Source organism: Pseudofrankia coriaricola (assembly GCF_032027725.1).
In the GTDB taxonomy this organism is placed as follows: Bacteria; Actinomycetota; Actinomycetes; order Frankiales; family Frankiaceae; genus Pseudofrankia.
Window position 1 is genome coordinate 133,216 of the sequence record NZ_JASNFO010000019.1, and the last position, 14,601, is coordinate 147,816.

The window sequence follows — 14,601 nt, forward strand, 5'->3', positions numbered from 1 at the left end:
CAGTGGTCCGCGATGGTGGGTGCGGCCGGCGGCCAGCAGCCGGGCGCGGACGGTGTCGAGGCCGTTGACGGCCCAGTACACGACCGGGGATCCGCCGCGCGGGTTGCGTTCGCCGTCTGCCTGGTGGAAGCCGAGCGCGACGCCAGCGACGGTCAGCCGGGCGTACACGGACTCGCCGTCAACGTCGAGGTGGACCTCGCCGCCGAGCACGCCGGCCCACCAACGGGCGGATTTCTCCGGGTCACGCGGCACATGCGCCCGGCCCGCGGGCTGGTCCGTCACGGGATGGTCGTCGCCGGGCTGGCGGACTGGCTGACCGGCCACCTCGGATTCGACCCGCTGACCGGCGTCACGACGTTCGACTGGCTGGCCACGCCGACGCAGACTCTGGCCGAGGTCACCGGCGGGGCGGTGTTCCATGACGGGCTCCGCCAGCTGCACCAGGCCCGGCAGGCGCTGGCCTGGTACCCGGACGACGTGTGGCGCTATGTGCTGGCCTGCCAGTGGCGGCGGATCAGCCAGGAGGAGGCGTTCGTCGGCCGCTGCGGCGAGGCGGGCGACGACCTCGGCTCGGCGATTGTCACCGCCCGGCTGACCCGCGACCTGGTCCGCCTGTGCCTGCTGATGAACCGGGTCTACCCCCCATATGGCAAGTGGCTCGGCAGCGCGTTCGCCCGCCTGCCCTGCGCCGGCGTCCTGACCCCGGTGCTGACCGCGGCCCTGGCCGCTACCGGCTGGCACGACCGCGAACGCCATCTCACCCGTGCCTACGGGACCATCGCCGACCTGCACAACGAGCTGGGCCTTACCGACTGGGTCGAGCCAACGGCCCGGCCCTTCCACGACCGGCCGTTCCAGGTCCTCGACGCCGACCGCTTCACCACCGCCCTGACCGACACGATCACCGACCCCAAGCTCCATGCCCGCCCGCTGACCGGCGCCCTCGACCAGTCCATCGACAACACCGACGCCCTGGGCGACCGCGCCCGCGGCCCGGCACTCGCCAACGCCCTCGACATCGCCGACCTCCCAGACGCGCCGGGACCGGAATCCGGCCGGGCATAGCGCCAAAGCGCGACCCCGTGGCCATCGATCAGGACGGTACCGACAATCCCACCTGTGATCATGACCCGGCTTCTGATCCGGTGGGATGTTCGGGGCTAGAGCGAGGAAACGAAATACTCAAGGTAGTATGCCCGGGCGTGTGTGACGCTGGTCACTACGACTTGGGGTTATGGGGGTGGGTGTCAGGCGTCAGTTGATCTGGCCCGCCGGGGTGGCGTTGAGCTGAGGCAGGCCATGTGCGGTGTCGTGCGCGGGGCCAATGGCCGTCATCCGATCTGGTCTGCCGGACTGGCGGAGTCGCGTATTCAACTGTCATGTATTTGCAAGATCTACTTCGCAAGTCGTCACTGTCTGTCGCAACTGTTACGAACGGACCCAGAGGTTGCTGCCCGGGTCTGTCACACCAGCGCCCGGGTACAGCGCCCCCCATCGCGGCTAGCACAGCGAGGGACTGGATCAGCTCCGGTGTGTCGTCCGGCGAGTTGGCGTCCTCCAATGGTGCACACGGGCTCGTCGCACCGGCGGACGTGGGCGAGCATGCCTATACCTTCGACCTGTAGCCGACCACGCGGCGGGCATCCGTCGCCGCCGATCTGGAGCACAACACCGTGTCCAACCCGACCGTCCCCACCCACGTTCCGCCAGCCCCGATGTATTCGGAGCGGCACTTCGAATGCTGGGGGCAGCTCGTCGAGACCTTCCCACGAGGACAGGGTCCCTACGATCCCGTTCTGGGCCACAAGGCGCAGGGATATGGCCTAAACGGCTATACAGGAGAGTTCGAGGCTGACACCCCACGCGCGCTGCAGTGCGCAAATGGTGGCGAGGACGACGACACCTGGCCGCTGCACGACGAGGACGAGTTCATCGCGGCGGTCGAGGAGCGGCGCGAGAGGCTGCTGCGCACCTCCTTCTACCAGCGCCACGACAAACCGGAGATCTTCGCGGCCTACGAACAGGCGGCGCGTGACGGACGAACCGAGCAGTCCCGGCGGGCCACCTACGAGATGTGGCGTCAGGCCCACCGAAGGCGGGCCTACTTCCTCGTCGGCGCCGAGCCGGTGCGGGTGGACCTGGCCGACGACGGCACCCCGGTGACGGCCTGGCGGCTGGACACGACGACCGGCCGCATCGTCTCGACCAGCCGGTCCGACGCGGACGCTGTCCTGCACGGCGCGGGCACGCGCGTCACCGAACGTTCCTGGCTGCTCGCGGTGGAGGACCGGCGCGGGCTCGGCGGGGACGGTGCCATCGCCCAGGCCTACGCGAAAGCCGCGGCGGAGCCGGACGAGGTATACCGTCGCCTGATCCTGTTCCGCAGTTTCGATCTTTGGGCGGAGAAGTTCGCCGCCGACGACGGAACCGACCGGTGACGGAGACCTTCACCGTTCAGCGGTTGGGCACGCATCCGCGGCCGGAGAAACGCCGTGACTACTACCGCGAGACCGTCCGATTCATCGTTCCGCTTGCCGAGCGTCACCCGTGGTTCCGTGACTGGTTCGACGCGTGGCGCGCCGAGTTCGGCCACCTCGACGGCACCGCCGCGGTGCGGGGAACACCGGGGAGGCTCGAGGCCGCCCCGGCGTCACCCCTTCGGCGTCACCCCTTCGGCGTCACCGCCGCGGTGTCACTGCTTCCCGGAGCCGGCGAGCGACGTGTTGAGGCCGGGGACCGCCCAGGAGCGATCGAGATCCTCCGCGCCCGCGCCGACGCCGGCGACGAGTATGCCGGCGGCCGGCTCGCCGAGCTGCTCGCGAAGGGTGGCGATGACCGGTTGCTACGTTTCGGTTTCAGTGTGGACGGGTCGGTGGCGGGCAGTCGGGACTGGTGAGTCTGATTTTCCGCCGCGTGTTCCGTGGTCGCCGGGGGCGTAGTGGCTCCAGGTGCCGCCGGCGTCGCCGACGAGGCGGGCGGTGTGGCTGTGGTGGAAGCCGAGCGTGCTGGCCACCACCGGCGCCGGGGCTTGCAAGACGAGCTGCCGCAGGGCGGCGGTTCGGCCGAGTCGGGTGGGGATGCCGAGTTCGCGGAGCAGGGTCGCGAGGCCTTCGGGGCGCAGCGGCTGGCCGGAGCGGCGACCGGGGAACAGCCACGGCGAGTTCGGGTTGGTCGCGGTGCGCATGTTGGTGCGACTGTCTCGGAGGGCGAGCAGCAGAGCGGCGAATGGTTCGGGTACCGGCGACGGTGGGTCTCTCAGCCGGATGAGCACCTGGTCGCCGTCGAGAAGGATGTCGGCGGTGGTCAGCCGGACGATTCTGCTCAGCGGTTGGGCGTAGAGCAGGACCAGCACGGCGGCGACCCGGGTCCGCAGCGCCGGTGTGTCGTCGGTGAGCAGCCGGCGCAGCAGGCCGATCCGACGGTGCTGGCTAATGGGGGCCTGCTGGCGAATCTCGTGACGGGGAATGGTGAGCGCAGGCATCTGCTCGGTGTGCATGGCCCAGCGCAGGAACGGCCGCAGACTGTGGTGTTCGTGGTCGCGGTGGGCGACGTGCCAGCGGTCGAGGTCGGCCTGGCCGCATTCCGCCAGGGTGCGGCCCTCTCGCGCGAGCCAGGCGAGGAACTCGGCCGCGCGCCGGACCTGGGCGGCGGCGCTGTTGCGGGTGTGGGTGCCCAGCGGCCGTCCCTCGGCGCGTCGCCGCAGCCAGGGCAGGACCTGCCAGGTGGTGAACTGCCGGAGGATGCGGGCGCGGCTCGGGTCGGGAAGGTCGGGTAGATAGCCGTGTAGCCAGCGCTCGAACAGCAGGATCTGCTTGTCCACCGGTGGTAGTAGGGCGCAGCCCATCAGCAGCTCGCGAAGATGCTCGGCGGCCCGCCAGGGCTCAAGCTCGTCGAACGCCTTGTGCGTCAGCGTGATCTCCCCGGTCCCCAAGCCGCGCAGGAACACCGGCACGTAGGGCTGATAGAGCCAGGTCAGTCCGGACAGTGGGTTGTCCATCGCGACGAGCGCGGCGTGCAGTGGCCGCAGCTCCGGTCGGACCTCGCCGGTGCCGTCGCCAAGCAGTTCGGCGAGCCGGTTGTCCAGGGTGCAGCGGGTGCAGCGCCGCCCGCCGTGCAGCTTGCCTTCACTGCCGCAACGCGAGCAGGTGTAGGACTGGCGGAACCCGGCGCAGCGGGTGCACACGGGCCTGCTCTCGGCCAGCCCGGGCAGGATGCGGTCCTGCCCGCAGCTCGGGCAGTGGCCGCGGAGCCTGAGTGCCCGGTCGTGACAGGTCCGGCAGACGTGGCCGTCGGGCCAATGGGCGGCGAAGTCGCGGTGCCGGCCGCAGCGGGCGCAATCCCGTTTGTACCAGCGTTCGTACTGCTCGGCCGTGGCGTGGGGACGGTCGGTCACTGCGGCCGCAGCCGGGCCCGTTTCGGCCGCAACGCGGCCAGGTCGACCACCGCGTCGTCGGTCGCCGTCTTCCGGACGGCGACGTCGTCCGCCTTGGTGACGATCAGCTCGGCCGGGCTGCACGCGAAGATGTCACACAATGCGGCCAGCACCGGCAGCGACAACCGCTCCGGGACGCCAGTGGCCAGCCGGTGCACCTGGGAGACCGACAGACTGATCCCGCGGTCGGCAAGCAGCGGCACGAGTTCGGTGGTGGAGAAAATCCCATGGGCGGCCATCACCTCCCGCAGCCGCCACTGGTAGCTGACCTGGCGTTTCATCGAGCCTCCTGGGCGGGTCTGAGCGCGGCGGTCATCGTGTCGTCGAGGACGCGGCGCAGCGTGCGGGTGCGGAAGTCCGAGGACACGCAGGTGTAGAGCGACGTCGTGGACGCGTGCTCGTGTCCTACCTGATGTTGGACGAACAGGGCGTCCCGGCCGGCCTCGATCAGATGGGTGACGTAGGAGCGGCGCAGCGAGTGGAAGTCGAGGTTGCGGTCGAGGCCGACCGCGTCCCGACAGGCGGCGAACCGAGCGTCGATCTGGCTCAACGCCACCCGTTCGGCGCGTTCTGACGGCCACAACGCCGCACTGCCTGACACGGCGAGCAGCGGGCGTACCTCGTGGACCCACTGGTCGAGGATCTCCGGAACCCAGTCCCAGACGGTCAGCACGCTGCGGCGCTTCGGCGGCGATCCCTTCATCGCTTTGCCGTGCCGGACGTAGAGCACCCCGTAGTCGCCGAGCTCAGGGGCGTGCGGGTTGCGGCCCAGATCGGCCACGTCCAACATCCGGGTCTCGTTACGCCGCAGCCCATAGCCGTAGGCAACCTTGAACAGCGTGGCGTCCCGGAATGCTGACAGCCAGCCCTTCCGACCGGCTGCGCGAACCCGGGCGACCTGACCATCGGCGTGATCGAAGAACCCCTCCAACTCGTCGAGCGTGAACGCCCGCTTGCCCGGGGCGGACTCATTGTCCTGGACATGCACGGCGGTGTTCCAGGCGTGCACGACCTGGACCGGGTGAGTGCCGAACTGCCGCTCGCACTCGGCTGACCAGTCGTAAGCGGGGTCGGTCAAATAGTGGCAGAACGCCCGCACCGCCTCCTGGTAGGACCGCACTGTCGAGTGCCGCAGGTGTCGCACCGCCCGCAGGTCCCCTAGCCAGTCGTCGACCATCGCCGCAGTCCACTGCCACGGGAAAGCATCCGCGTGCCGGGCGAAAGCCTGCACCGCCTTCTCCCGACCGTAGATCGTGGAAAGCGCCAGGTTCCGCGCCAACTGCTGATTGCGCCACCCCTCCACCATCGCGGCGAACACCTGCTCCTCCGGCCGCAGCAGCGGCACCCCACGGGCGAGATGCAACCCGGCGGCGCCAGGTGCGCGCCCCTCATGCCCCACGAACAGTCACCCTCCGTCGATCGCATCAGATGCGGAATCTTCGCATCTGATGCGAAAGGGGCTGCGATCGGGGTGGTCCTGGCCCCCTACCTGGAAGGAAGCGCAGCCGCCGACAGGCACTCAGTCCCCTGTATCCGGCGGAAACCCGCAGCTCAGGCAGCCATCTAGTCGGCCATCGCCCGCCGTATCGCAAACCAACCTGAAATCGCATCCGTTGAAATTCGTGACACTTGCAGCAAGCAGCACAAAACCAACGCCACGGAGTTGGCCTTCGGGGCGAGTCAGCTCAGGTGACGTCGTAGGTCAGGTGCGTCGCGGTCGACGTCGGGGTGACGCTCCGCTGCACCAGCGTGCGGAGCGCTCCGCGGGTGAACAGGGGCGTCCCTGCGCCCAGCATGACGGGCGCGAGGTGCAAGGTCAGCACGTCGACCAGCCCGGCCTCGAGCGCCGAGCCGATCGTGGCGCCGCCGCCCATGAGGACCACGTCAAGCTCCTCGCCTCGGTCGGATGACGCTGCTTCCGCGCGTTCGCGGGCCGCGGTGACGGCGTCGGGCAGGCCGGTGGTGACGAACGTCCAGTCGAGGTCGGTGAGCCGCACCGACTCCGGTGGTGTGCTCGTGACGACGACGAACGCGGGCTTGCCGACCTCGCCAGCGCCGTAGCCGGTCTCGTCGTTCCAGCCGTCCGGCCCGTCGACCAGGTCGAACAGCCGGCGGCCCAGGACGACGGCGCCCGAGCGGGCGGTCGCCTCGCGCAGGACCCGCTGGTCGTCGGGGTCGTCGGAGAACGCCCAGGTGTGCAGGGCCTCGCCGCCGGTGCCCAGACCGTTGTCCGGGCCCGGGTCAGGCCCGGTGACGAAACCGTCGAGGGAGACCGAGATGTCTGCGACGATGCGAGTCATACGGGGCAGACCCGATGCGACGCCCGGACTCATCGGTGTGCGGATCTGGCCCATTTTGAGCGGTGACACCGACGGGCACGCCGTTCACCTCGCTGGCGATTCGGCGGGAAGCCAGATCGGAGGCCCCGCGTCCCGAGGAACCAGTGCCGTGTCAGTCCAAGACGCCGTCAGCGGTCTTCAAGTGCGGCTGTCGGTCGGTGGTGAGATATCCGAGGTCTGCGCAAACGCTTCCGCTACCCAGGTGAGCCACCGGTGGAGGGTGCTGAAGTCGGATCCTGACCAAGATCGGGCTCTCCCGCTACTTCGGCGCAACCCTTTCCTGCGAACCGGACCTGCGATGGAAGGTCGCCTTCCCCCGCCAGAGCAGGTGCGCCCCGGTCGACAGCACCTCGGTGGCGAGCCGGTGGGACAGGAAGTCGCGGTCCGCTAGGGTGATCATCCCGGGGCCGAGATGGGGCAGCAGGTCAAGGGCCAGCGCCGGCTCGCTGGTCGTCCACGGGCCGAACGCGGCCACGAGCAGGGCGTGGGTGCCGGCCTCGGCCGCGATCAGCCAGCGGGCCTTTGGGAGCGACGCAGGCCCGCCCACATACGACGACCCGGAGAAGAAGGCCCGGTTGAGCTTCGTGTCCGGCAGGTCAGAGGTCGACCCGTCGAGCTGGACCAGCCGCACCCCGTGCAGGACAACCCGGCCTGCCCGTCCACCCCGAGCTGGATACGATCAGTGCTCTGGTCGAAGGAGGGTGACGTGACCGACGAGACGGCGGCACCACAATATGACCCGGAGGAACTCACCGTCTATGTCGCTGAGGACGGACTGCTCTGCGTCGGTGACCGCAGCGTCGTCGACACCTACATCGCCGCCCTCCAGCGCAAGGCCGGACGGTCTTTGAGCGACCTCGGCATCGGCAGGCAGTCGCTTCTGGATATCGGTGCTGCAGCCTCAGTGCTCGAAGCCCTCCATGCGACCGGTGGCGAGTACTTCCAGATGCCGCCGAGCAGTCTCGAACTTTTCATGAAACTTGGGGTCGTCCCCGGTGCGGACGGCTGCTTCAAAGGCACTGTTCGGAGTGCCAATGGGCAGTTCTTCGCCAACCTCGACTTCCGGCAAGTATCGCTCGGTCCGACACGGGCCATGTCCATCCAGTTGGCCGTCGCCACAGCAGCACTGCGCGCCGCGATCAAGGACGTTGAGCGGGCAGTCGAGCGTGTCGAAGGCAAGGTCGATGACCTCGCCGCGCGGGCACGCTCAGCCACGCTCGGCGACGTGCTCGGTTCGCACCGGTTACTCAGGCAGCACGTTGCGACCCTCGACGAGAAGGGAGTGCTGCCGGAGACGACCTGGCAGTCCGTTGCCGCGCTTGGCCCACAGCTTGCTGTCGGTATCGAGAGGATCCGCCAGTTCTTGTCGCAGCGTGTGAAGAATCTCGACGTCACCAAGTCTGCCGCTGAAAGAGCCAAGCGGCTTCACGACGCCGTTGACAACAACAACATCGGTGAACTGTTCCAACTGCTGGTCGTGGCCGAAGACTCGCACTACCTCTGGCACCGCCTAAGTATCGAACACGCGCGAACCACCGAGCCACACAACCTCGAGCATGTGATCGCGTCAGCCCGCAAGCTCCTTCGCGACGATGTACAACTCGACCGCGAACTGCTCGATGACCTTCGCCAAGCCATCGATTTCTATGCCGCGCTGCGCCCGCTGGAGAAACACCGTGCGCTCTCGCGCAAGAAGCTTGAAGAGGACGTTGAGGCGCTGCGACGTGGCTTTGACGACTTCGCGGCCGCCCGCCAGATACAGGTGACGCATTGGCAGGCCATCCAGCGGCCCACCTGGGGCGATGTCGGCGCAGAACTTGGCCGACGTGGTACCGCGATCGGCCGCGCTGCTCAGAACGCCAGCGCGAAGGCCATCGCCGCAGCCGACGAGTATGCGAGCCGTGCCGCCGACGCGATCGTGGAGCAGGCCCGCGCCGCAGGCGACGCGATCGACCTTCAGGCACATCGAGTGGCAGACACAGCCAAAGATGCTTGGCGAAAGAAGCCCTCCCGGGACACGAACGACTAAGAGGTCACCACCGGCGGCTACACCTCAGTGCTCGACGAGCTGGCCCGCGCCGCCGCCGAGGAAGCGGCGAGGCTCGTCCCACGACCCCCACCAACGGCTCCCGCGCACACGTCGCGCACACGGGAGATCGACATGACCTCTCAGAGAGAGGGATCAAATGGCAAAACTGCAGGTCAAGTACTGTGCGCTCGGAGGGACTTGAACCCCCAACCTTCTGATCCGTAGACCTCGGCGGGCCGTCCACGAGCGTCCATCGGTGCAGGTGACGGGCTCGGCGTCGTCCACCGTCGTCCACTGACGTCCACCCCGTTGCGGTACAACTGCCGTACTTCTCGACCCCGTGCCTCGGGCTACCTACGGTGACATCCGGAGGGCAGGGATCCGCGCGGCGATCCTTTCTAGGTTCGGATGGGGGAGCCGAAGCGGAGGACGTTCCCTTCAGGGTCGATGACGGCGCCTTCGCGTTGGCCCCAGTCGGTGTCCTCCGGGGAATGGATCTCGACTCCGGCGGAGCGCCACTCGGCGGCCAGGTCGTCGGCGTCGTCGACGATACTGGCCACCAGCGACTTTTCGTCGCCGCACGCGGCCCGGCCAGGCCGACTCTGATCACTACGGGTCAGGGAACGACGGTGACGGGCCACTTGCCGGCACGGACGAGGCGGGTGGCGAGGGAGCCGACGATGCGGTGGCCGGCGCTTTCGGAGGCGCCGACGACGACCATGTCGGCGTGCATCTCGTCGGCGGTGCGGCGCAGCGCGGCTAGCGGGTCGCCGAAGCGGACGACGAACGTGGTCGACAGGCCCAGCTCCTCGGCACGGTGCGCGACGATGTCGCGGATCTCGGCGGCGACGTCGACGGCGGCCTGCTGGATGGCGCCGGCCGCCATCGGGGCCATCGCCTCCCATCCGGGTGTCATGGTGACGTAGACGACGACCAGACGTGCCCGCTGGCGGCGGGCGACCCCGGCCGCGTACGAGGCGGCCCGCAGCGCGGTACGCGACCCGTCGACGCCGACCACGACCGTGCCCGGCCCGTCGGTACCCAGCTCGAACGGACCGGGGTTCCACACCGGCCCGAACCGCTCGACCGACAGAACCCCCGTGCCGTCCGCCATGTCCACGCGTCCAGTCTGCTCCGCCGGGACGGCGAACGGTGGCGCCGGCCAGCCGGCGGACGGCGCGGATTCCCGGCCGCGGATTCGGCCACGAATTCCCGGCCGCGGACGGGCCGTCGGGGCGGCCGCCAGGCGGTGGGCGGTGGGCGGTGGGCGACGGTCAGCTGCCGTCGTCGATGACGTCCGGCCCGAGGCCGGCGGTGAGCCAGTCGTCGTAGCGGAGGCCGGTGACCTCCTCGAGCAGCGCGATGTCGTCGACGAAGTACGGCAACACCGCCTTGCGCTCGGTGGAGGTGAGCGGACGGCGTCCGCCCTTCTGGCGCCGCAGCGCGGTGAGCAGCGGGCCGCGGAACACCTGCCGGACCGGGACGGGGAAATGGTGGCCGATCTGTCCGCCGGTACGCAGCGCCGCCCGCAGTGCGGCGTTCACCGACGTGTCGGCGACGAACGGGGTGACATTCTGCGACGGCACCGCGTCGAGCAACCCGATCCGTACCCCGAGGAACTCGCAGACCCGGTCCAGCGTGGGGGCCGGGTCCTCACGCAGGTCGCGGTAACGCAGCAGCAGGACCTGGTCGCGGGAGAACAGGCCGAGCAGGTGGGCGAGCTGCGCGCCGTAGAGGCCCTGGGAGACGTAGTGCCAGAAATGCGCCCAGCCGGCCTCGCGCCGCGGCTCCTCCAGCGCGCAGGCCCGGACGAAGTCGCGTTCGGGCTCGAGGCCGGCGGCCCACAGATGGGTCCAGTTCGAGTGCGCCCGGTCCACCGGGTTGCGCAGCAGTACGACCAGGCGGGCCTTCGGCAGCAGCCGCTTGATCCGGTTCTGGGCGTCCAGGTCGTACAGGTAGAACGGTGTCGCCTCGCCGAGCAGCGCGTGCGCCGGCGCGGGGGCGAACAGCGCCTCGTAGTCGGCAGGCCGCCACACGCGTTCCTGGTAGGTCTGGGCGTCACCCGGCCCGCCCCGCGCCGGTGGCGGGCCGGCCGAGAGGAAGAACTTCGGCTCTTTCACCGTGGGCAGGAAGAGGTCGGGGTGCCGGGCCAGCGCCGCGTGCAGCGCCGTGGTCCCGGCCTTGGGCACGCCGATCACGAGGAAGTCGGGAAGGGGCATCGTCGGTCTCGCTCCTGACGCAGGGCCGGGCGGCGGCCAGTCGTGGGAGAGCCCGGCCGGCGGATGCGGTGGCGACCGGTGTGCCCGCACCAGGACCGGAGCGGCGGCTGCCGGCGGGACAGATGCGGTGTACCCGCAGGATAACCGCCCATACACATTCCCGACCGGGAAGGTAATAAAGATGTAGCGCGCCGGTGGAGTACGACGGGTGCCGATCACCTCACCGGTTCCCGACCAGACGCCCTCCTCCCTCCCGCTTCCCCGTTGGGAGCCGGCGGTCACCGTGGTGGCCCCCGAGGGGGACGGCCCGGGCAACTGGGTGGGCGCGCCGAGCGCGCTGCTCGTGGACGGCACGTACTACCTGGCCTACCGGCTGCGCCGCCCGGTGGGCGAGGGGCGCGGCTTCGGCGTCGTGATCGCCTCGTCGGCGGACGGCGAGCGGTTCACCGAGATCGCGCGCATCGGCCGCGAGCCGTTCGGCGCCGAGTCGCTGGAGCGCCCCGCGCTCGTCCACACGCCCGAAGGCCGCTGGCGCCTCTACGTCAGCTGCGCCACCCCCGACAGCCCGCACTGGTGGGTCGACCTGCTGGAGGCCGACGACCCGGCCCGCTTCGACCCGGCCGAGCGGCGCACCGCGCTGCCCGGCGACGAGCACACCGCCGTCAAGGACCCGGTGGTGCTCTGGCACGACGGCCGCTGGCATCTGTGGGCCTCCTGCCACCTGCTCGACGACCCAGACGCGACCGACCGGATGGAAAGCCGGTACGCGACCAGCGCGGACGGCGTGACCTGGACCTGGCATGGCGTCGCCCTCGCCCCCCGGCCCGGCCGCTGGGACGCCCGCGGCGTGCGGATCACCGCGGTGCTCCCCGGGCACACCCCGCCCGTCGCCTTCTACGACGGCCGCGCGAGCGCCGCCGAGAACTGGTACGAGCGCACCGGCGTCGCGGCCGCGGCCCCGGCGGAGGCCGGCTTCGCCCGTTTCCACGCGGTCGGGACGGCGGCGCACGCGAGCGCCCCGCACGGCGACGGCGCGCTGCGCTACCTCAGCGTCGTCGACCTGCCCGGCGGCGCCAGCCGGATCTACTACGAGGCGAGCCGACCAGACGGGGCGCACGAGCTGCGCACCGAGCTCCTGGACGCGGCCGGCCCGACGGCGAGTGCTGGCTAGGCCGTCCCCGGCACGTCTCCCATGGATCTCCGCCGCCGAGGCGGAGGCCCCGTCCGCCTACCCGGGCGAGTCCCGCCCCCGCGGTGCCGCGCGAACGACAGCCACACCCATGCGACTCTCCTGTCACAACCAGGCCACATCACGGCCATAAACATCTATCCCCACCGATTTAGTTGAAATTGCTGGTGGCGGCCCTTATCGTCGCCTGCATGCGTGCCTGCCTCCTCCTGCTGGTGAGCCGCGCCCACATCGACCTGCGGCGCGTCGCCAGCGCGCTGTGTCGGCCCGGCCGCTGACGGCCCGGCGCCCCGACCCGCGCGAGTGCCTTCCCGGATTCGCGCAGACCGGCCACGACGGCGAGGAAGGCGCGTCACGCCCCTCCCCCGCGTGTCGGCCCCCGCTGGCCGATCGGCCCGCCTGACCGCGCGACCTACGTGGATCCCCGCGACTCCCGCCGCCCAGGAGGTCCTCCCGTGCCCGCGCATTCCCCTGCCCGCCAGCCCTTGGCGGGCCAGCATCCACCCGATCCCCGCGGCGGGGCCGTCCGGGTCGCCGCGGTGGACGCCACGGCGCTGGCCGAGGCCGACCCGGCGCGTTCCGGCGGTTCGGCGGCGGCTGTGCTGCGCGCCGTCCTCGACCACGGCCCGCTCGCTCGCGCCACCATCGGACAGGCGACCGGGCTCAGCTCGGCGGCCGTGTCCCGACAGACCTCTGACCTGATCTCGCTGGGCCTGCTGCGGGACCTGCCCGGCACCCAGCAGGCCGCGCCCAGGGCCGGACGCCCGCACGTCCCCGTCGACGTCGACACCGCAAGCCACCTCGCCTGCGGCGTGCACATCGCCGTGCCGATGCTGACGTTCGGCCTGGTCGACCTGCGCGGCCGGGTGGTGGCGCAAGAGGAGGTCGACCATGACGGCGACCCGGCTCATGTGCTCGCGCTGATCAGCCGGTACCTGCCGGACTTCGTCCGCCGCCGCCAGGGGGCCTACTCGGATGCGAGCTACCGCGCCAGTGCCACTGCCGGTGGCGGCGGCGCGGCGCGTCCGGGTGGCGGCGGTCTGCTCGGCGTGGGCGTCGTCAGCGGCGGGCTGGTCGACGCACGCGGCGGGGCCATTCTCGAGCACGCGCCGCTCGGCTGGCGCGACGTGCCAATCGCGGCTCCGCTGCGGGCGGCGACCGGCCTGCCGGTGCACGTCGAGGGCCATGCCCGCGCGCTCGCCCAGGCCGAGATCCTCTTCGGCGACCCGCGGGCGCGCCACGGCCTCGTGCACCTGTTCGCGGGCCACGTGGTCGATGCCGCGATCGCTCTCGAGGGCACCGTGCTGCGTGGCCAGCGCTCGGCGGCCGGCGGGGTGGCGCACCTGCGGATCCCCGGCGCCACCGAGCAGTGCGCCTGCGGCGGGAGGGGATGCGCCCAGGCCACGCTGTCCGAGCGGGTGTGGCTGGCGAGGGCGGTCGCCGAAGGCGTGATCCCCCGGCCCGACATCCGCCTGCTGGCCGCCGCCGTCGCCGCGCGGGAGCCGGCCGCCCTGGCGCTGGTACGCGCCCGGCTGCGCCTCATCGGCCGGCTCGCGGCGCTGCTGATCGACATGATCGACCCTGAGGTGCTCGTCGTCACGGAGCTCGCGACGCTCCAGTGGCCGGAACTGATCGCCGACGTGCACGCCGAGGTCGCGGCACACTCGCGAGCCCGCTCGGCGCCGGAGCGGGTGGTGCGGCCGAGCAGCTTCGGGCCGGGCGTCCTCGCCGTCGCCGCGGCCGCCGGCATCCTCGCCGCGGTGCACCGCAGCCCGCGCAGCGTCCGCGCGCCGCTGGCACGAACGCTTCCGTCCCAGGGCACGGGCGCCGGCCCAGGCCGCGCCGTCACCGCCCGACCGTCGCGGGGCACGCTGCCGGCCACCGCGGCCGGCCGGTGACGGAAAAATACGGCGGACGGGCCCGCGGTATTACTTCCATCAAGTCGGAAACCATTGACCCCTCGCACGGCGCGCGGGACGATAAATCCGCCGGCCACCACGGCGACGACACTTCGAACGAAATTCAAGAAAGGCGGTGGATATCATGGTCAGACTCCAGACTGAATCGGTCCACCGCCTGGTGACCGGGCTGCGGGCATGTGGGCCCGCCGCACGGCCGTCGCGATGTCGTCCCAGGCCGTTCGCGGCCTGAGAGAGGCCGGCCGGAACACCACGCCATTTCGGGCCGTGGTGCGCGGCCGTAACCGCCGGCCACGCTGAGGAACGGCGACAGCCAGGCACGCCGGCTCTCCGGGCCCGGGATCTTCCGCGGAACAACGCCGCCATTTTCTCGCCGGGCCCGGACATCCCGGCCCGGCGCCAACGCGCGGATTCTTCTCGTGGCCGTTCCCAGCCGCGGGTCGACGTCCTTTCACCAGTCAGCCGCCCATGTGC

At 70.8% G+C, this 14,601-nt stretch carries 15 protein-coding genes; 7 read left to right on the forward strand and 8 right to left on the reverse strand.

What is annotated here, in order from left to right:
* The first annotated feature begins 12 nt into the window (after positions 1-12).
* The 3 genes from QOZ89_RS12090 (at position 13) to QOZ89_RS12100 (ending at position 2,896) form a co-directional block, all read left to right on the forward strand.
* On the forward strand, positions 13-1,065 hold the full coding sequence (locus QOZ89_RS12090; protein WP_312623783.1) for a DUF4037 domain-containing protein: 1,053 nt from the start codon (positions 13-15) through the stop codon (positions 1,063-1,065).
* Positions 1,066-1,673: 608 nt separating this feature from the next.
* Positions 1,674-2,438, forward strand: coding sequence for a hypothetical protein (locus tag QOZ89_RS12095; protein ID WP_131803720.1), 765 nt, complete (start codon positions 1,674-1,676; stop codon positions 2,436-2,438).
* Positions 2,435-2,896, forward strand: a complete 462-nt coding sequence (locus tag QOZ89_RS12100) for a hypothetical protein (protein WP_312623784.1) — start codon at positions 2,435-2,437, stop codon at positions 2,894-2,896. Before QOZ89_RS12095 ends, QOZ89_RS12100 begins: the two co-directional genes overlap by 4 nt.
* On the opposite strand, the gene QOZ89_RS12105 is transcribed toward QOZ89_RS12100, so the two are convergent.
* From QOZ89_RS12105 to QOZ89_RS12125, 5 genes are all read right to left on the reverse strand, one after another.
* Entirely contained in the window at positions 2,843-4,393 is a 1,551-nt protein-coding gene (locus QOZ89_RS12105) for a hypothetical protein (protein ID WP_312623785.1), read from the reverse strand. The genes QOZ89_RS12100 and QOZ89_RS12105 overlap by 54 nt on opposite strands.
* Entirely contained in the window at positions 4,390-4,713 is a 324-nt protein-coding gene (locus QOZ89_RS12110; RefSeq protein WP_071046574.1) for a helix-turn-helix domain-containing protein, read from the reverse strand. The genes QOZ89_RS12105 and QOZ89_RS12110 overlap by 4 nt, the downstream gene beginning before the upstream one ends.
* Positions 4,710-5,831 carry a tyrosine-type recombinase/integrase gene (locus tag QOZ89_RS12115; protein WP_312623786.1) on the reverse strand — a complete coding sequence of 374 codons (1,122 nt, stop codon included), beginning with the start codon at positions 5,829-5,831 and terminating at the stop codon, positions 4,710-4,712. The genes QOZ89_RS12110 and QOZ89_RS12115 overlap by 4 nt, the downstream gene beginning before the upstream one ends.
* A 286-nt stretch (positions 5,832-6,117) precedes the next feature.
* Positions 6,118-6,732 (reverse strand): dihydrofolate reductase family protein, encoded by a 615-nt coding sequence (locus QOZ89_RS12120; RefSeq protein ID WP_071046604.1) that lies wholly within the window; start codon positions 6,730-6,732, stop codon positions 6,118-6,120.
* A gap of 298 nt (positions 6,733-7,030) precedes the next feature.
* Positions 7,031-7,402: a hypothetical protein gene (locus QOZ89_RS12125; protein ID WP_071046575.1), complete on the reverse strand. Its 372-nt coding sequence runs from the start codon at positions 7,400-7,402 to the stop codon at positions 7,031-7,033.
* 75 nt (positions 7,403-7,477) lie between these two features.
* On the opposite strand from QOZ89_RS12125, the gene QOZ89_RS12130 reads away from it, so the two are divergent.
* Positions 7,478-8,800, forward strand: a complete 1,323-nt coding sequence (locus tag QOZ89_RS12130) for a hypothetical protein (RefSeq protein WP_131803722.1) — start codon at positions 7,478-7,480, stop codon at positions 8,798-8,800.
* 398 nt (positions 8,801-9,198) lie between these two features.
* Here QOZ89_RS12130 and QOZ89_RS12135 read toward each other — a convergent pair whose 3' ends face one another.
* The 3 genes from QOZ89_RS12135 to QOZ89_RS12145 form a co-directional block, all read right to left on the reverse strand.
* Entirely contained in the window at positions 9,199-9,360 is a 162-nt protein-coding gene (locus tag QOZ89_RS12135; RefSeq protein ID WP_157910417.1) for a VOC family protein, read from the reverse strand.
* 56 nt (positions 9,361-9,416) lie between these two features.
* On the reverse strand, positions 9,417-9,914 hold the full coding sequence (locus tag QOZ89_RS12140; RefSeq protein WP_071046605.1) for a universal stress protein: 498 nt from the start codon (positions 9,912-9,914) through the stop codon (positions 9,417-9,419).
* Positions 9,915-10,074: 160 nt separating this feature from the next.
* The gene (locus tag QOZ89_RS12145) at positions 10,075-11,019 is read right to left on the reverse strand and encodes a sulfotransferase family protein (RefSeq protein WP_312623787.1); all 945 of its coding nucleotides are present in this window, start codon (positions 11,017-11,019) and stop codon (positions 10,075-10,077) included.
* Positions 11,020-11,227: 208 nt separating this feature from the next.
* Here QOZ89_RS12145 and QOZ89_RS12150 point away from each other — a divergent pair, with 208 nt between their 5' ends.
* The 3 genes from QOZ89_RS12150 to QOZ89_RS12160 all read left to right on the forward strand — a co-directional run bounded on the left by QOZ89_RS12150 (position 11,228) and on the right by QOZ89_RS12160 (position 14,106).
* The gene (locus QOZ89_RS12150) at positions 11,228-12,190 is read left to right on the forward strand and encodes a glycoside hydrolase family protein (protein WP_071046578.1); all 963 of its coding nucleotides are present in this window, start codon (positions 11,228-11,230) and stop codon (positions 12,188-12,190) included.
* 185 nt (positions 12,191-12,375) lie between these two features.
* Positions 12,376-12,486, forward strand: coding sequence for a putative leader peptide (locus QOZ89_RS12155; RefSeq protein WP_312623788.1), 111 nt, complete (start codon positions 12,376-12,378; stop codon positions 12,484-12,486).
* 177 nt (positions 12,487-12,663) lie between these two features.
* Positions 12,664-14,106, forward strand: coding sequence for an ROK family transcriptional regulator (locus tag QOZ89_RS12160; RefSeq protein ID WP_083418064.1), 1,443 nt, complete (start codon positions 12,664-12,666; stop codon positions 14,104-14,106).
* Positions 14,107-14,601: the final 495 nt, after the last annotated feature.

Bases quoted from the DNA above. Each gene is read 5' to 3' on its own strand.
- QOZ89_RS12110 (WP_071046574.1), bottom strand. From the start codon at position 4,713: ATGAAACGCCAGGTCAGCTACCAGTGGCGGCTGCGGGAGGTGATGGCC.
- QOZ89_RS12140 (WP_071046605.1), bottom strand. From the start codon at position 9,914: ATGGCGGACGGCACGGGGGTTCTGTCGGTCGAGCGGTTCGGGCCGGTG.
- QOZ89_RS12120 (WP_071046604.1), bottom strand. From the start codon at position 6,732: ATGACTCGCATCGTCGCAGACATCTCGGTCTCCCTCGACGGTTTCGTC.
- QOZ89_RS12090 (WP_312623783.1), top strand. From the start codon at position 13: ATGGTGGGTGCGGCCGGCGGCCAGCAGCCGGGCGCGGACGGTGTCGAG.
- QOZ89_RS12145 (WP_312623787.1), bottom strand. From the start codon at position 11,019: ATGCCCCTTCCCGACTTCCTCGTGATCGGCGTGCCCAAGGCCGGGACC.